Annotated in this window: 16 protein-coding genes and 2 tRNA genes; 10 read left to right on the top strand and 8 right to left on the bottom strand. The window is 44.8% G+C overall.

Going from position 1 to position 16,251, the window contains the following annotated elements; translation table 11 throughout:
• Position 1: 1 nt before the first annotated feature.
• From gpsA to AWH61_RS17160, 4 genes are all read right to left on the bottom strand, one after another.
• Positions 2 to 1,033, bottom strand: a complete 1,032-nt coding sequence (gpsA, locus tag AWH61_RS17175; RefSeq protein WP_014975504.1) for an NAD(P)H-dependent glycerol-3-phosphate dehydrogenase — start codon at positions 1,031 to 1,033, stop codon at positions 2 to 4.
• Between the two features lie 10 nt (positions 1,034 to 1,043).
• Positions 1,044 to 1,553: a protein-export chaperone SecB gene (gene secB / locus AWH61_RS17170; RefSeq protein ID WP_014948068.1), complete on the bottom strand. Its 510-nt coding sequence runs from the start codon at positions 1,551 to 1,553 to the stop codon at positions 1,044 to 1,046.
• A 62-nt stretch (positions 1,554 to 1,615) separates the two neighbouring features.
• Positions 1,616 to 1,876 (bottom strand): glutaredoxin 3, encoded by a 261-nt coding sequence (gene grxC / locus AWH61_RS17165; RefSeq protein ID WP_014948069.1) that lies wholly within the window; start codon positions 1,874 to 1,876, stop codon positions 1,616 to 1,618.
• A 12-nt stretch (positions 1,877 to 1,888) separates the two neighbouring features.
• Positions 1,889 to 2,314 (bottom strand): rhodanese-like domain-containing protein, encoded by a 426-nt coding sequence (locus tag AWH61_RS17160; protein ID WP_014948070.1) that lies wholly within the window; start codon positions 2,312 to 2,314, stop codon positions 1,889 to 1,891.
• A 253-nt stretch (positions 2,315 to 2,567) separates the two neighbouring features.
• On the opposite strand from AWH61_RS17160, the gene AWH61_RS17155 reads away from it, so the two are divergent.
• The 3 genes from AWH61_RS17155 (at position 2,568) to AWH61_RS17145 (ending at position 5,348) form a co-directional block, all read left to right on the top strand.
• Complete coding sequence (locus tag AWH61_RS17155; RefSeq protein ID WP_075177747.1) at positions 2,568 to 3,731, top strand: murein hydrolase activator EnvC family protein; 1,164 nt, start codon at positions 2,568 to 2,570, stop codon at positions 3,729 to 3,731.
• A gap of 123 nt (positions 3,732 to 3,854) precedes the next feature.
• A complete protein-coding gene (locus AWH61_RS17150) occupies positions 3,855 to 4,763 on the top strand; it encodes a divergent polysaccharide deacetylase family protein (RefSeq protein ID WP_075177746.1) in 909 nt (302 codons plus the stop codon).
• Between the two features lie 156 nt (positions 4,764 to 4,919).
• Positions 4,920 to 5,348 carry a MerC domain-containing protein gene (locus tag AWH61_RS17145; protein WP_014948073.1) on the top strand — a complete coding sequence of 143 codons (429 nt, stop codon included), beginning with the start codon at positions 4,920 to 4,922 and terminating at the stop codon, positions 5,346 to 5,348.
• A gap of 121 nt (positions 5,349 to 5,469) precedes the next feature.
• Here the strand turns inward: AWH61_RS17145 and AWH61_RS17140 are convergent, their stop codons facing one another.
• The 4 genes from AWH61_RS17140 to rsgA form a co-directional block, all read right to left on the bottom strand.
• Positions 5,470 to 6,162, bottom strand: a complete 693-nt coding sequence (locus AWH61_RS17140; protein WP_075177745.1) for a glycerophosphodiester phosphodiesterase — start codon at positions 6,160 to 6,162, stop codon at positions 5,470 to 5,472.
• A 32-nt stretch (positions 6,163 to 6,194) separates the two neighbouring features.
• Complete coding sequence (locus tag AWH61_RS17135) at positions 6,195 to 7,070, bottom strand: DMT family transporter (RefSeq protein ID WP_014948075.1); 876 nt, start codon at positions 7,068 to 7,070, stop codon at positions 6,195 to 6,197.
• 3 nt (positions 7,071 to 7,073) lie between these two features.
• Positions 7,074 to 8,021: an archaetidylserine decarboxylase gene (asd, locus tag AWH61_RS17130; RefSeq protein WP_075177744.1), complete on the bottom strand. Its 948-nt coding sequence runs from the start codon at positions 8,019 to 8,021 to the stop codon at positions 7,074 to 7,076.
• A gap of 248 nt (positions 8,022 to 8,269) precedes the next feature.
• On the bottom strand, positions 8,270 to 9,313 hold the full coding sequence (rsgA, locus tag AWH61_RS17125; RefSeq protein ID WP_075177743.1) for a small ribosomal subunit biogenesis GTPase RsgA: 1,044 nt from the start codon (positions 9,311 to 9,313) through the stop codon (positions 8,270 to 8,272).
• Between the two features lie 86 nt (positions 9,314 to 9,399).
• On the opposite strand from rsgA, the gene orn reads away from it, so the two are divergent.
• The 7 genes from orn to AWH61_RS17090 all read left to right on the top strand — a co-directional run bounded on the left by orn (position 9,400) and on the right by AWH61_RS17090 (position 16,216).
• Entirely contained in the window at positions 9,400 to 9,945 is a 546-nt protein-coding gene (gene orn, locus AWH61_RS17120) for an oligoribonuclease (protein WP_014948078.1), read from the top strand.
• 101 nt (positions 9,946 to 10,046) lie between these two features.
• A tRNA-Gly gene (locus tag AWH61_RS17115) sits at positions 10,047 to 10,122 on the top strand.
• Between the two features lie 53 nt (positions 10,123 to 10,175).
• Positions 10,176 to 10,251 (top strand) — tRNA-Gly (locus AWH61_RS17110).
• Positions 10,252 to 10,862: 611 nt separating this feature from the next.
• A complete protein-coding gene (locus AWH61_RS17105) occupies positions 10,863 to 13,334 on the top strand; it encodes a TonB-dependent receptor (protein WP_075177742.1) in 2,472 nt (823 codons plus the stop codon).
• 93 nt (positions 13,335 to 13,427) lie between these two features.
• Positions 13,428 to 14,996, top strand: coding sequence for a tetratricopeptide repeat-containing sulfotransferase family protein (locus tag AWH61_RS17100; protein WP_075177741.1), 1,569 nt, complete (start codon positions 13,428 to 13,430; stop codon positions 14,994 to 14,996).
• A 147-nt stretch (positions 14,997 to 15,143) separates the two neighbouring features.
• Positions 15,144 to 15,605 carry a hotdog fold domain-containing protein gene (locus AWH61_RS17095; RefSeq protein ID WP_014975511.1) on the top strand — a complete coding sequence of 154 codons (462 nt, stop codon included), beginning with the start codon at positions 15,144 to 15,146 and terminating at the stop codon, positions 15,603 to 15,605.
• A 233-nt stretch (positions 15,606 to 15,838) separates the two neighbouring features.
• Positions 15,839 to 16,216, top strand: coding sequence for a MaoP family protein (locus AWH61_RS17090; protein WP_039225146.1), 378 nt, complete (start codon positions 15,839 to 15,841; stop codon positions 16,214 to 16,216).
• Positions 16,217 to 16,251 lie beyond the last annotated feature (35 nt).

The raw sequence follows: 16,251 nt of genomic DNA, 5'->3' as shown, positions 1-16,251 counted from the left end.
ACTAGGCTTCTTTTTTGAGGTCTCGACCAAGCAGAGCTAAGGCCGCCTCTTTAGGGGATTTCCCATGATAAAGCACAGCATAAATTTGTTCACAAATAGGCATTTCTACGCCTACTTTCTTAGATAAAATGTGCACTTCTTCAGTGTTGCGATATCCCTCAACCACTTGTCCGATTTCGTCAATAGCAACATCGACACTCTTGCCTTGACCCAAAGCCAGCCCAAAGCGACGATTGCGCGATTGATTGTCGGTGCAAGTCAAAACTAAATCACCAAGGCCTGCCATGCCCATGAAGGTCTCTGGGTTGGCTCCTAACTTCACGCCCAAACGGGTAAGCTCTGCCAAACCTCGGGTGATCAGCGCCGTTCGCGCGTTTGCACCAAAGCCAAGGCCATCGGCTAAGCCCGCGCCTATAGCGATAACGTTTTTAACCGCACCACCAAGCTGAACGCCAGTAAAGTCTGAGTTTTTGTATACTCTGAACGACTTTGCGCAATGCAGCTTTGCTGCAAATTCGTCACTCAGCGTATCGTCAGTGGAAGACAGCGAAATTGCAGTAGGTAAGCCTGCTACCATTTCTTTAGCAAAAGTAGGGCCTGATAACACGGCTAGGGGATAGTCGGTACCCAGTATTTCCTCTGCCACATCGCGAAGCAGACGGCCCGTTTTTGGCTCAAGTCCTTTAGTCGCCCAAATAATGCGTTGGTGCGGTTTAAGCAATGGCTTTAAGCTTTGAAGCATAGCCGCAAATGCATGGCTAGGTACAACCACTAAAATGTCTTGGCTGGCAGCAACTACTTCTTCTAAGTTGGCATTTACCACTAGGGCATCTGGAAATGTTGCGCCTGGAAGATAACGAGCATTCTCTCGGTTCGCTTCCATTTCGGCAATGTGCTTTTCATCACGGCCCCAAAGCAGTGTGGGGTTGCCATTTCTGGCAAGACAAAAAGCAAGGGCGGTGCCGTAAGACCCCGCCCCTAATACTGAAACAGACTCTGAAACCGAATGCGACTTCATGTCCACGCCTTTCATATTCACCTAATTAGGCGTCCATTTTTGGCGCTTCGCCCTGCGCTTGCTGTGCACGTTTTTGCACGTAAGCTGCAAAGATAGCGTCGAAGTTTACAGGCGCTAGGTTAAGTGGAGGGAATGTTCCACGGTTAACCAAGTTAGAAATGGTTTCACGCGCATATGGGAAAAGCATGTTCGGGCAGAACGAGCCCAGCGTGTGCGCTTTGTTTTGGTCTGGCATTTCGCCAATAGCGAAGATACCTGCTTGTTGCACTTCACAAAGGAATGCTGTTTCTTCACCAAGCGTTGCCGTAACGGTAACTGAAAGTACAACTTCAAATACATTTTCTTCTAGCTTGTTAGTGCTAGTGTCGATGTCTAGTTTAATTTCAGGCTTCCACTCTTTAGTGAAAATAGCTGGTGCGTTTGGAGACTCAAAAGAAATGTCTTTTGTGTAGATACGCTGAATATTGAACTGAGCACTCTGTTGCGCTTGTGCGCCCGCTGCTTCGCCGTTATTTGTCTGATTTTCGTCAGCCATGGTATTTCCTATTTAATTGTCGTTTTAATTTAATGTAGTGCGTTGCTGTATGCGCTGACGCTTTACGCCAAACCCAACATTGGATTTAGTTTGCTTTGTGCTTCCAAAGCCATCATATCGTCACAGCCACCAACGTGCTGATCGTCAATGAAAATTTGCGGAACAGTCCAGCCGCCGTTTGCGCGTTCAATCATCTCGTCGCGCAGTTCAGGCTTAACATCTATTGGGTATTCAATAAATTCTACACCTTTTTGCGTTAGCAATGCTTTTGCACGGTGGCAGTAAGGGCAGTGGCCCTTGGTGTAAAGTTCTACTTTGCTCATAAAGGTTACCTGTTATTTAGAAACGGGAAGGCTGGCACTTTGCCACGCGTTCATTCCGCCTTTTAATACACTCACATTCGCGAAGCCATCTTTAAGCATCGCATTTGCTGTACCACGAGCCTGATTACCCATAGCGCATACTACGATAATGGGTTTGTCTTTACTGTTTTCAAGTTTCTTGAAGTTTTTCTCACGCAACTCTTCAGGTTTAATTTGTCTGGCACCCAAAATATGGCCAGCTTTAAACTCTTTCGCAGGGCGTGTATCTAGCACTATCGCATCGTCTTTATTCATCAAAACCGTTGCTTCGTGCGTGCTTAATTCTTTTACTGAAGATGTCCATGCACTGATATAGCTAAATATCAACATGGCAATCAGCGCGACCCAAATACCAGCAAGAATAAAGTTGTTGCTAGCAAATTCAATTAGTTGATCCATTACCTCTAACCCTGTCTACAGACCATGAAAAGAGTGCAAAGTATATAGAAAAATGGGCGAGAAACCAGCTTACCTTTCAGTATGATTGATGTCAGTCATAGCGGGTTTGCGCCAAATACTTTAGATGATTGATATTACGAACAAATTGCACTGGGCATATGGAGGAGCGTCAGATACACTGGAAAACGTTGTTAACAGCAACGATGAAACACATTAAGTCATCAATGAAAAAGTTAAGGTTCTAGGCGCACGTATGTCAGTACGATTATTTCTTTCAATCATTGGGTGCATAGTTGCCCTTGCAATTATGCCGATTGGAAGTAGTGCTATTGCACAAGAAGGCGGTGCGAATAGTCAAAAAGAAAAATTAGCTGAGTTACAGGCCGAACTGCGCGCTCGACAGCAAGTATTAGAGAACAATAGAGCCAGTGCACAGGAATTAGAAAATGTGCTGAAGGCCTCTGAACTCGAAATCGCTAAAGTGGCGAAAGCACTATCCAGCACCCGACAGTCACTTAAAAATATTGAGCAAGAACAAGCGAAGCTCGAAGAAGAACAAGAAGGGCTTAAAACGGCTATCCGTAAACAGCAGTCACTTTTATCGAGCCAGCTTAAAAGTGCATTTATGGCGGGGCATTACGACTACGCAAAAATGCTGTTTTACCAAGATGACGCGCGAACCTTCGAGCGTGTCATTACCTATTATCAATACTTGGCTAAAGCGCGCCAAAAAGAGATTAAGAGCTTTAGGGGAAATGTTGCTAGGCTTGAAGAAGTTAACGCAGAGCTTAGCGAAAAAGCCTTGTCACTTGCCGCTTTGAAAGATGAGCAAGAAGGTCAGCGAGCAGTACTTATAACCCGTCAGGATGATAGAAAAGCAACGCTTAAGAAAATAAACAAAACCATAGCCTCTGAAAACCAGCGTATTGCGTCGCTACAAGCTGATGAAAAAGCGCTGAAAGACGCTATTGAAGCGGCCCGGATTGCCGCAGAACGGGCTGCCCGTGAAGCCGAAGTGAGTATGGATGGACTTGCCAAATTAAAAGGTAAGCTGGCAGCGCCTGTAAAAGGCAGAATACGAAACTTATTTGGTAGTCGCCGCCAAGGGCAAGTGTCTTGGAAAGGCATTGTGATAGATGGTGCCGAGGGCGACCCTGTAAACAGCATTGCGCCTGGAAAAGTGTTGTACGCCGATTGGCTGCGCGGATTTGGTCTGGTCGCTATTGTCGATCACGGCGAAGGGTATATGAGTGTTTACGGTCACAACCAAGCGTTACTCAAGCAAGCTGGCGATGATGTCAGGCAAGGTGAACGCATAGCCCTTGTGGGCCGAAGTGGTGGTCAGGAATATCCTAACCTTTACTTTGAAATTCGTCATAAAGGCAAGGCACTAAATCCAAGCTCTTGGCTAGACTAGGCAGGTTAATTTTAGATTTTCAGAAACTAAGTTGAAACTGAATCAGTTGTTGGTATTCTAGAAAAAACACAGCATTGTGTAGTGTGCGCTTAATAATAATGATGAAAAACGGATGTGACTTAGATGCTTTTGCGTCTGCTAATGCCTTGTATAATCTTTGTTTTATGCGGGCTAACTAGCCTTCAAGCAAAAGCAAAGTCAGACATAATTATAATATTAGATGACCTTGGGTACAGGCCGTCCGATGTCGCTGCTTTTTCTCTTCCTAAAGAAATTACCTTTTCTATACTTCCGCAAACGCCGCTGGCTTCTGAAATTGCGCTCCGCGCTGAGCAAGAAGGCAGGGCTGTTATGCTGCATATGCCTATGCAGGCGCAAAGTGGAAAGGACATGGGGCCCCTTGGGTTAACCACTGACATGTTCGCAGGTGCCATTACTTACAATTTGCGAAAGGCAATGAAGAGCGTGCCGAACGCGGTTGGTGTGAATAATCATATGGGAAGTGCGTTCACGGGGCAGCAAAAAGGAATGGAAGCGCTCTTAAAAGAGGTGAAGCGGCAAGGCTTATTTTTTGTGGATAGCCGAACCACGGTACTCACAAAAGGTGAAGAAATTGCGCAGCGGTTAGGTGTGCCTAGCGCAAGCAGACAGGTGTTTCTGGACCATAAGCTTGAGCCTGCATTCTTACTTAAGCAGTTCAACCACATGAAACGTATTGCTAAAAAGAATGGTCATGTTGTTGTGATTGGTCATCCCCACCCAGAAACCGTCGATTTCTTGAAAACTCATTTACCCTCACTTGAAAAAGAAGGTTTAACCCTTACCTCAGTAACCGACTATTTTTCGCATGCGCCAAAAGTGGCCAAGCAGTTTGGTAAAGAGCGCGATCAAACGGCTTCACTTAATAACGCCGATATGAAGGATAGCAAAGTAAGCATGACTGAAGAAAATGCCTTACCCAGCAGTGGGCTAATGCACAGCTCCGCAGAAAAAGGCGTTGCTGAGCGCTTAGGCACAGCGCCAAACGAATAGCTTTTTTGCCCCATTTTATACGTAGTTAGTTCATTTTCATCTCGTTAAGATCAAAATTTAATGTGGGAACGTTTCTCATTTCTGTGAGTCTGTTATAATATAACGTCTCTGGCGAATAGTTCGCGAATTCATTTTTTCACGGTGGTAATTAGGGTAATGACTCCAATTGACGAGAATCCAACAAAACTAGACAAACTTGGCATCTGGGTGTCGAGCTTGTGTGCGTTGCATTGCCTCGCGCTACCTGTTTTGGTGCCTCTGCTGCCGCTGATCGGTTCTAGCTTTTTTGCACAAGTGTGGTTTGAAAGAACGATATTAACTTTTTCGTTAATTGTAGGTGCGGTCGCCTTGGTTAGCGGTGCAATTCGCTATCATGGCAAATACTACCCGCTGGCACTGCTGTTTACGGGTGGCGCTATCTATTGGCACAAAGATATTTTTGGGCATCACTACGAACCCTTTACCATCGCGATAGGTGCAGCGCTAATTGTAGCCGGCCACTGGGTGAATATGCGATTGTGTAGACAATGTAAGTGCTGCAAGAATACGGTGTTTTCAGACCACCTTTCAACTGAATTTAAGTAGTCAACTAAGCTGCATTTCAAGAAAAGTATTCCAAAAAAACGAGCCTATGGCTCGTTTTTTTATAGTGTGAGTCTGTATCAGATACGTGTTCTACAGACTTTTCGCATTGAAAAAGTAGGGTTTAATGCGACAACACACTAAGCGCTACATCGGGCACGTTAGTGAATATGCCCGTCACTCCCCACTCTTTAAGCATAAGCATGTCTCTCGGCTCATCTACGGTATAAACGAATACGTCAAATCCGTCTTGCTGCGCCGTTTGCACAAACTGCTTATCAACGGCGTCTAATGCAATGTTTACGGAATAAGCGTTCAGAGCCCGGGCGCTCGCCGTACAGTCAAGCTCGTAGCTTGCAGATAAGGCGCCGATCTTCACTTCGGGCCACTTAAGCGCAATAGCTTGAAGCCAGTGATGGTTAAATGAAGAGATAAGTAGCTTGTCAGCATTAATACCGCTTTGCAGTACCGCCGCTTTAACGTCTTTAACCCAGCTGTCTACGTCGCGTAAGTGTTTTATCTCAATATTGCACCACTTGTCTTTTGGAACACAATTCAGTGTTTCGGTCAGGGTCGGTATGCGCTCTCCATCCCCAATGTCCATTTCTGTAAGGGATTGCCACGGTACGTCAAGTAAATAGCCGGATTCCCGTGCTCTGCGCGTAAGTGTTCTATCGTGAAAAACAATAATGCCGCTTTCGTGCTGATAGGTATCAAACTCAATGCCATCGGCACGTTGTTCGAAAGCCAGTTTAAATGCCTTTACTGTGTTTTCTGGGGCGGCTTTACTGGCACCTCGGTGAGCAAAAATGAGCATAGACATTTTTTCCTTAAAGATCACAACACGGCTTAATCATCTTTTGCATTATGCAACTTATGCGTGTTGAGTGTTTCATAAACTGATGCTGACGTAATAAGAATTCCACCTAACAACGCACTTAAACCAGGTTTTTCGTTAAGCAGAATAATAGCAAGGAAAACGCCATAAAGAGGCTGCATGCAGGCTATGAGCGAAAACGTTTTTGCCCTAAGGTGACGTAGGCTCGCAGCAATAAGTGCATGAGGAAGCGCAGTAAATACGGTACCTAAAAGCAATAGCATTAGCCAAGAACTGGTAGACGCTGAGGTTATTGCTGCACTGCCTACCGGCAACATTAGAATGCTGATAACCAAGGTCTGCCACGCCATGGCTTGCGCACCGCTGTAGTGCTTAAAGTGCTTACGATGAATAAGGTTTCTAAACGAATACAAGATGGCGGAAGCAATACCGATAAGAACGCCAAGGGTAATGTCATTTTCCAGTGATGTCTCTGGCACTATTAAATAAACGCCAACGACCACCGTAACGGTAGATACGATATCCTGCCAGACCAGCCTTACCCGCTCAAAGAAAGGCTCGATAAGTACCGTGATTACAGGAAAGGTAAAAAGGGCAATCATGCCAACAGACACCCCAGCATATTGCATGGCGGCAAAATAGGTGACCCAGTGCAGTGCCATCAACACGCCTAAACCGAGGGCAACGCCGTAGTCTTTTTTTGAATTCAGCTTTATTTTGTTCTTCGCCAATTTCAAAAAGGCAAACAACGCTATGCAGGCAAATACTGAACGAACAAGAGTGATATCACTGGCGCTAAGTGGTACAAGCCGAGAGAAAAGGGCTGTACCACCAAGTAAAATTACCGTGAAATGAAGTGAGATCAGGCTTTTTTTAACAGCATCCATAAATTAGCTGTCAGCGCCCTCTGACGAAGCCTCGTTCTTTTCGTCACTGGCTGTTTCATCGCTAACGTGCGTATCTTTAGCCGTAGCCTGTGCGGTTGATTTAAGCGCCATAGGCTCACCAAGGCGTGTAACCATACCAGGGGCGAGGTCTTCAAAATCAATCATGTCTTTTTCGAAACACACCACAATGGTCGAACCTAGCTTGAAGCGGCCTAGCTCAGCACCTTTTTCAAGGAAAACTGCTGCTTCACTGTCTTTTTCATATGACCAGTGCTGAACGTTTTTACCCGCAGGTGGCGTAACCGTGCCAGCCCAAACTGTCTCAATGCTTGCCACTATGGTAGCGCCCACAAGCACCATCGCCATTTTGCCCACAGGCGTGTCGAACAGTGCCACAACGCGTTCATTACGCGCAAACAGCCCCGGAATATTTTGTGCTGTAAGCGGATTTACTGAAAACAGTTCTCCCGGCACATACAACATGTCAGTCAGCGTGCCCTCAATAGGCATATGAATTCTGTGATAATCACGAGGGGCAAGGTAAATGGTAGCAAACTTACCATTTTTAAATGGCGCAGCTACATCAGGCTTGCCACCTAATAATGTAGTTAGGCTAAAGTCATGGCCTTTCGCCTGAAAAATACTGTCGCTATGGATATCGCCAAACTGACTTACCGTACCGTCAACAGCATGGATAAGTACGTCATCGTTTTCGTCAATGGTGCGGGCTTCAGGTTTAAGCGGGCGGGTGAAGAACTTATTAAAGCTTCTATAATGCTCTGGTTCCTCATGCAGCGCTTCTGACATATCAACATTGTATTGCTTAATAAACGCCTTGATGAAAAATGTCGTAACACTACCCATTTCTGCTTCTGCAAGTTTGCCTACAAGGCGTGAAAGCAGGTGCTTTGGTGTAACGTATTGTAAATTAACTTTAAGCCAATCTAACACAAAATATCTCCGTTTCTTTTATGCAAGCAATAACGCATTGCATAGATAGCGTTATTGTATCGTAAGTCGTGGTATTAAGAGCAACTTTAGGGTTATGAGTGCTTACACAAAAGCATAAGCACGTGGTTCACACCAAAAGAATAAATCGCCGACTAAGAGACAGCTATTACACGTAAGCAGTGCGTGTACTTCTTCGGTCGCTCCAACGGGTTTGGCGCTCCAATGAGGTTGAAACCCAGTGGCAGTTGTTATGCCCCGGGAGGCTGGCTGTGACTAGGGCGCTGCTCTTCCATGGTGGTTAAAATTCTATGGTAGCTGTCGAAGCGTTCTGCGCTAATTTTTCCTTCTTCTACAGCTTCTCTTAGTAAGCACCCCGGATCATTTAAGTGCTTGCAGTCTCTGAATTTGCAGCCGCCCAAATAATCTCTGAACTCAATAAAGCCCCATGTAATACGTTCGGTAGGAATGTGCCACAAGCCGAATTCACGTACTCCTGGGGAATCAATCAAATCACCGCCGGCTGGCAAGTGAAGCAATTTGGCCGCCGTCGTTGTATGTTGACCTAGTCCCGAGTTATCTGAAATATCGCCGGTTAATTCATCGGCGTCTGGCAGAACTTGGTTTATAAGGCTCGATTTACCTACGCCGGACTGCCCTACGAAAACGCTGATGTTATCGTTAAGGTATTCATTGAGTTTGCTAATGCCTTCACCGGTTTTGCAACTGGTGAAAAGCACTTTGTAGCCTAAGTTTTCGTACGTCTTAAGCTGCTCTGTGACGGTTGCGCGTTCCTCTTCACTGAGCAATTCTACTTTATTAAGGACAATCAGCGGCGTGATGCCTATGTCTTCACAGGCAACGAGATAACGGTCGATAATATTCAGTGAAAGGGTGGGTAAAATAGCGCTAACCACTATAATACGGTCGATATTCGCGGCGATAGGTTTAATACCGTCGTAATAATCTGGGCGAGTCAGGACAGAGTGCCTGTCTTTTACAATTTCAATAACCCCACTTACACCTGACTCAGCGTCATCCCCTTTACTGAAAAACACCTTGTCACCACACACTACAGAGTCTACCGTGCGGCGAATGTGGCAGCGAGATACTGCGCCGTTTGCGTCTTCAACATCGGCGTGTTTACCAAAGCGACCAATTACCGTACCGCTTTCTAGCGTGCTTTCATCAAGGTTCGCCGCGCCCTTTGACGCGTGCTTTTCACGCAAGCGCTTGCTTCTATTTGCTGCAACTTGTCGTTTCTGTCGTTGTGTAAGTTTTGGTTTTTTCGCCACGATTCTTTTCTAGTTTCACGTATACTATGTCAATAATACCGTTTGTAGGGCATGGTTGCCATGTCTGTAGCGCAAAGAGGAAAGTAATGAGTAAACACGACAGTAACCTTGTTTGGATAGACATGGAAATGACAGGGTTAGATCCTGAAACCTGTGTAGTAATGGAAATAGCGACCATTGTTACCGACGCACAGCTGAATATTTTGGCGGAAGGCCCTGTAATAGCGGTACATCAAAGTGATGACGTGTTAAACAATATGGACGAGTGGTGTACACGAGTTCACGGTGAAAGTGGATTAACTGCACGTTGCCGAGAAAGTAAAATAAGCGTTGAAGAAGCGTCAGCGCAAACTATTGCCTTTTTAGAGCAATGGGTAGATGCAGGCAAGTCACCGCTATGTGGAAACACCATAGGGCAAGACAGACGCTTCATGGTTAAGTACATGCCCGAGCTTGAAGCTTACTTCCACTATAGAAATATTGATGTAAGTACAATAAAAGAACTAACGCGCCGCTGGAAGCCTGAAATTTTAGACGGTTTCGAAAAGAAAGGCGTACACCTAGCGCTTGATGATATTCGCGAGTCTATTGAAGAAATGCGCTATTATCGTGAGAAAGTGTTTACGATTTAAGCATTCAAATATTGAGGTGCAAAAAAAGTAGAATTAAAGGTTGCGTTACCCCAAAATTTTTGTAAAATGCGCACCACTTCAAACGAAGTACCTCTTTTGTTGCGGGAATAGCTCAGTTGGTAGAGCACGACCTTGCCAAGGTCGGGGTCGCGAGTTCGAATCTCGTTTCCCGCTCCAAATTTAAATCTGAATCTAATCAGATATCAAAAGATGCACAGCATCGACTCTATGCGGGAATAGCTCAGTTGGTAGAGCACGACCTTGCCAAGGTCGGGGTCGCGAGTTCGAATCTCGTTTCCCGCTCCAAATTTTCAAACATCACGAAAATCTAAACATTAGCAGATGTATTGATGCGCCCGCTTAAAGGGCCCGCGACCGAGTGTCGGCCATTGCTTCACAACGAGAACAAATCTGTTTTCCGCTTCAAATTCACTTGCACCGAACGGTGTTCCTCTAAGCTCTCCTTTCCCACAATACCCTGCACTGATTCTGGGTATAAATTCGATTTCCTACGCACCAAATTCGTGCGGCTTTGATATGGCTATTTGTATATATGCATAACGTTATGATATTTAAGTTAAAAGTATTTATTTCATAAGTTCTCATAAAGTGCGACCGCCCCAATTTGTAACGTGCAGTGGGATTATTTGCACTTTAAATGAATAAATATCCTGTTTTGCTCTGGCTTTTGGCGTTTTTTATATTAGAATGCGCGCAAATTCCGGCACGTATTCTGCTGAGTCTTAGGCTCTAGGCCTTTTTAGTGGATAGCAAACAAAAATAATAAGAAGCTACCTAGAACGAGCCGGTACGCATATTTACCTAATTCACGCTAGAAACGCTTAATCAGAAGGACTCTGTTTTTCCTATGGAACGGGCTAGTGATTTTTAGTAATGCCCATTTTAAGAGAGAGAACATGCATAGTAAGAGTGCTCCTTTCCATATTTCCGCTGTAGCCGGCGCCGTGTTAGCCGCTTGCGCAAGCCCAAGCGTTTATGCCCAAACGGTTACAGTAGACGAAAAACAAATTGAAAAAGTAGAAGTAACCGCAACGCGCAGAAGCGGCACGCTACAAGAAGTGCCTATTAATATCTCAGCGCTAACATCTGACGTTTTAGACCAACAGAATATTGAAGATCTTGACGGAGTAGCGCGTTGGGTGCCTGGTCTTACTGTGACTGATCAAGGTGGACGAAACGACTCTCCGATTATCGTACGTGGTCTAAATACTAACTCATCAGGCCCCGGTTCAAATGGCGGCACGGTAGCCACCTACTTTGGTGATATTCCTCTTTTCCTGAATATGCGTCTTGTAGATGTAGATCGCGTTGAAGTTCTTATTGGCCCACAGGGTACGCTTTACGGGGCTGGAACTTTAGGCGGTGCTATTCGTTACCTTCCAAAGAAAGTCGATTTAGAGTTTATGTCTGGGGAAGTAACGGGTGACGTGTTCAGTATTAGCGAGAGCGACTCACTAGGCGGAGAAAGCAGTATTGTCTTTAACGCACCTATTATTGATGGTGAACTAGCGGTACGTGCGTCATTGAACTATTTCAACAACCCTGGCTTTCTTGACTACAACTATGTGGTAAAAGAGGGCGGTGTGTCACTGCCAGATCCAGACTGGTCTAACGAAGAAGAGGTGAATAGTAACCTACGTCGAGTTGAAGATGCCAATGGTGAAGATACGCTAACAGGCCGTATTGCAGTGCGCTGGGCGCCGAACGACTGGTTTGACAGCACATTGACTTACTTTTACCAAAAGCAAGACGTTGAAGGTCGCTCTATCACACATTACGACGCGCTTTCGGACGAAAATCCTTTAAGCGATGTTATCGGCAAGTACGAGTCAGCCTATCGCTATGAAGAGCCGCGTGAAAAAGAAGACGAGTTATTAAGCTTAGAAATAAGTGCCGACTTGGGCTTTGCAGAATTAGTATCTGCAACCGGTCTATCAAACTTCGATGCTAACGGCCAACGTGACCAAACCGATCTTCTAATTCGTTTAGACTACAGCTATGAAGAATTTCCAGCGTTCTCTGCTTACACGGAAGAAGTGGAAGAACGGGAAGTGTTCACGCAAGAACTGCGCTTAGTTTCTCAAACCAGTGGGCCTTTATCATGGATCATTGGCGGCTTTTATTACGACTTAGACAGTGAAGGCAGCAGTAAAGAATTTACTCCTAACTTCGATGTTTATGCCATTGACGTGTGGGGTGTAGACGGTAACTATCGTCCAGATGCACTTGAATACTTCTCAGTTGACGAAAGTGAGGTTACTGAAAAAGCATTATTCGGAGAACTTACTTACGAACTAACAAGCGACTGGGACGTTACCTTAGGTTTGCGCGCGTACCAATATGATGTCTATTCGCGTTCGGCTGTAGATTTACCGCTGTATAACTCTGTATTTGAAGGCAGAGCGTCTGATTCTATCGTACTAGATTACGGTGAGACAGAAGCTGACGATAGCGGCACGTTATTCAAATTCAACACTAGCTATCAGTTTACGAACAGCACAATGGGTTATTTGACCATCAGTGAAGGCTTCAGAATTGGTGGCGCGAATAGCGTTGGAGCTTGCCCAGATAATGTCGATGATCTGAATAACCAAATTGTTTGTGCTACGCCTGAAGAACAGCTCTTTGAGGCAGACACCACCACTAACTACGAGTTAGGCGTTAAAACCAGTTTCTTTAGAAACAAACTTCAGCTTAATACGGCGCTATTCTATGTTGACTGGCAAGACCCTCAGGTATCAGGTGCTACCATTAATGGCCAGCAGCCGATTATCGTTAATGCTGAAGGTGCGGAGTCGAAGGGGGCCGAATTCTCGGTTCGCGGCATTATTGGCGACAATATCACGACTTATGCAACGTATGCCTATACACAGGCAGAGTTAACTGCAGACGCACCATTCTTATTTGGTGTGTTCGATGAGCAAGGCACTGAGCTTCAAGACTTTTACGATGGTAAAGATGGTGACCGTTTACCGGGAACAGCAGAGCATCAGTTCTCATTCGGTATCACATACAGCCAAGAAGTATTTGACGATAAAATGTTGAATGTGAATTACGGTATCACTGCGCAAAGCGATGTGTATACCACTGTTGGCCTTCGTCAAGACGGTGAGGCGCTCCCTGGCTATGCGGTAAGTAATTTGAATGCGACGATTTCAGATGAAGATTGGTCGGTTACCCTATACATCGATAACTTATTCGATAAGTATGCGTTTACTTCAACTCGTCGTAACGTAGGCGATATTGGTTTAGGTCAGTTTAACGACACCCTAGAGCCAAATGGCATCGAGTTGCAGCGAAACTATGGCCATTATGTGCTAACACCGCGTACTGTGGGATTGATGTTTAAGTATCAATTCGGCATGTAGTATAGTTATCGCTATACGATACAATAAAAAGGCGCTTACGCTTAACGTGTAAGCGCCTTTTTCGTATTAAAACGGTTTTGAAAAAAGATAAAAATGAATACAAGTAACACTCGCTTAGACGACGCCGTAAGGTTTTTATCACAACGTGATTATCAGCAAGCGCACCGCTGTTGTGTAGAAGTGATTCAACAATTCGGGCCGCATGCTCACGCCTATTTTTTACTTGGCATTATTCATATTGAAATCGGACAGATAGAAAAGGCGATTGCCTTGTTAACTAAGTCTAACGAAATAGAAAACCGTTCAATTACCTTTGCCTATCTAGCCAAATGCTTTGCGTTAAAAGGCGACATGCAGCAAGCGCTAGACTGTGTGGCTCGTGCGCCGGTAGAGAGCCTTAGCCGTGCTCTCGACTTAGATACGGTTGGCGTTTCATTATCGAGAGTAGGCCTACATGAGGATGCTATCGCCTATTTTGAAAAGGCCCTTGCTTTGGCGCCATCAAATCCGCAATACCACTACAACTATGCAGTTAGCTGCAAGTTTGCGGGAAAATTTGAGCTGGCAAGAAAGCATTTTGAACAAGCCATCGATAGCGAGCCTAATTTCTTTCAGGCGCATTTTGCCTTGTCTGATCTCGGCGGCATTTCGCCTGAAAATAATCATTTAGCGCGACTTAAGCCTTTAGTGGAAAAAGTAAAGGCAAACCCCGATGCACGTCTTCATATAGGGCATGCTCTCGCGAAAGAGTACGAAGCACTAGGTGATTACACTCGTGCTTTTGAATCCCTGCAGCACGCGAAAGCGCCCCAGAAGGCACGTAGCGAAAATACGCTGAAAGATTATCAGGCAATATTTAATACTCTTCATGCTAATTTACAACCACAGGTACGCTCGAACTCTTTTTCCACTAATGTTTCTCAAAGCGACGCCCCCATTTTTGTAGTGGGTATGCCGCGCAGTGGCACAACACTGGTTGAGCGTATTTTAAGTCATCATTCGTTAGTTGCCTCTGGAGGAGAGCTACAAGACTTTGGCGTTGCTGTTAAACAGGTAACCCAAACTAGCAGCCAACTAGTGCTTGATACGCCTACCATTGAAAGTGCATATCAGAGTGACTTGGCCAAAATTGGAGAGCTTTATCTTCAGCGTACGGCTTTCTTGCGACAAGAGGCAAAGCACTTAGTCGACAAACTGCCATTCAATTTTTTCTATATCGACCTAATTCGACAGGCACTACCTAATGCAAAAATTGTTTGTTTGCTGCGTAATCCAATGGATACCTGCGTAGGTAACTTCAGACAGTTGTTTTCTATCCACAGCCCTTACTACGCTTACGCTTACGACCTTGAGGTGATTGGACAGCTTTATCAAAGCTTCGAACAGTGGGTGAGGAAATTTGCTGATACATATCCGAATGCTATTCGCCTGCAATCATACGAGCAACTTGCTCAGAATCCGCAAGCTGAAGTCAAAGATCTATTGGCATTCTGTAACTTGCCTTGGGAAGCGCAATGTCTACAAGTTGAAAACAATACGCTCCCTGTTTCGACCGCCAGTAAAGTGCAGGTTCGAGAGCCAATAAATACCCGTTCAATAGGTCGCTGGAAACGCTACGAGTTGCAAACCGAAGCCTTGCAGAAGTCGTTGGGTATTATTTAATGGAAAAATCGTAGATTCGTTTGCAACCTTTAAACGTAACGATTATGTTAACGCTATACTTACTGGTCTAACCAGATTGCATGAGAGCCGAATTATCAGCACCGCTTTTCTGCAATAGCACTTTCTAGAAAATGAGCGTGAACAACTATGTCAAAGAATTACGTACTAAATACATATAACAAATTTATGAAGCTGCCCTTTGGAAAGAAGCTATTTAGCTGGTACTCAGCGCGCAGGGCACCTTATTTTTCTACCGTTTCACCACTTATCTCAGACATTAAACCAAACTACTGTGAAGTGCTTATTAGTAAACGTAAAGCGGTAGAAAATCACATTGGAACGGTTCACGTTATTGCTATTTGCAATGGTCTGGAAATGGCCATGGGGTTCATGTGTGAAGCATCCATACCTAAAAACCTTAGGTGGATCCCAAAAGGTATGGAAGTAAAGTATCCGGCGAAAGCAGACTCAGATATTCGTTGTGTAGCAGAAGTGCCAGCTGACGCATGGAAGCCAGGTGATTTACCTATTTCTGTTAAGGCGTATAACGCTGAAGGCACCGTGGTCGTCGACGGAACTATTACGGTTTGGGTAAGTGAAAAACGCTGATATCCCACTTATATTAAAAGGCCGCGCTTGCGGCCTTTTTTATGCTCTTTAAAAACATTCAATATTAAGTTTTTACTACAGCTACTTTTCTGTTTGACAGAAAATAAAAATCCGACTAAGAATAACCTTGAAAGCGATTAAGGCGCTATATCGGTAGTCTATTTCATTCAACAGTTGGTGTTGCAATTTTGTCTGTGTTTACAACGCAGGTATTAGCGGTGGAAGAGGTTAAGATGTCTGTAATCACAAAAGAGCAAGTCGCAAGAAAACCCTTTATAGATAAGAAAAATTACCCGTACGGCTTTGCCCGTTCAGGTGATTTTTCAATTAATGAAAGTAAGCTTCTTCAGGCTCATGGTAGTTTGTTCGCTGCACTAGTGGACGGGAAAATTACGCCAGAGAATGATGAAGAACAAGCCTATTTGGAATCGGCTCTTGGTCATCGTGACCCTGCAACACCGCAAGAGAAAGCGTGGTTGAAATACCAAGCCAGAATAAACCGTCCAAAAACAGCAAGTATTTATGGCTCTAAGCGTGCTGCTGAACAAGATGTTGACGATGACGACGATATGAGCGATAACAGTGATCTTGATATCGACCTCGATGATTAAGCTTATGCCTTTATGCATCTAAAACGTGTAAAGGC

This window comes from Alteromonas sp. W12 (assembly GCF_001924945.1).
Classification (GTDB): Bacteria; Pseudomonadota; Gammaproteobacteria; order Enterobacterales; family Alteromonadaceae; genus Alteromonas; species Alteromonas macleodii.
This window is presented reverse-complemented; position numbering and strand designations above follow the sequence as displayed.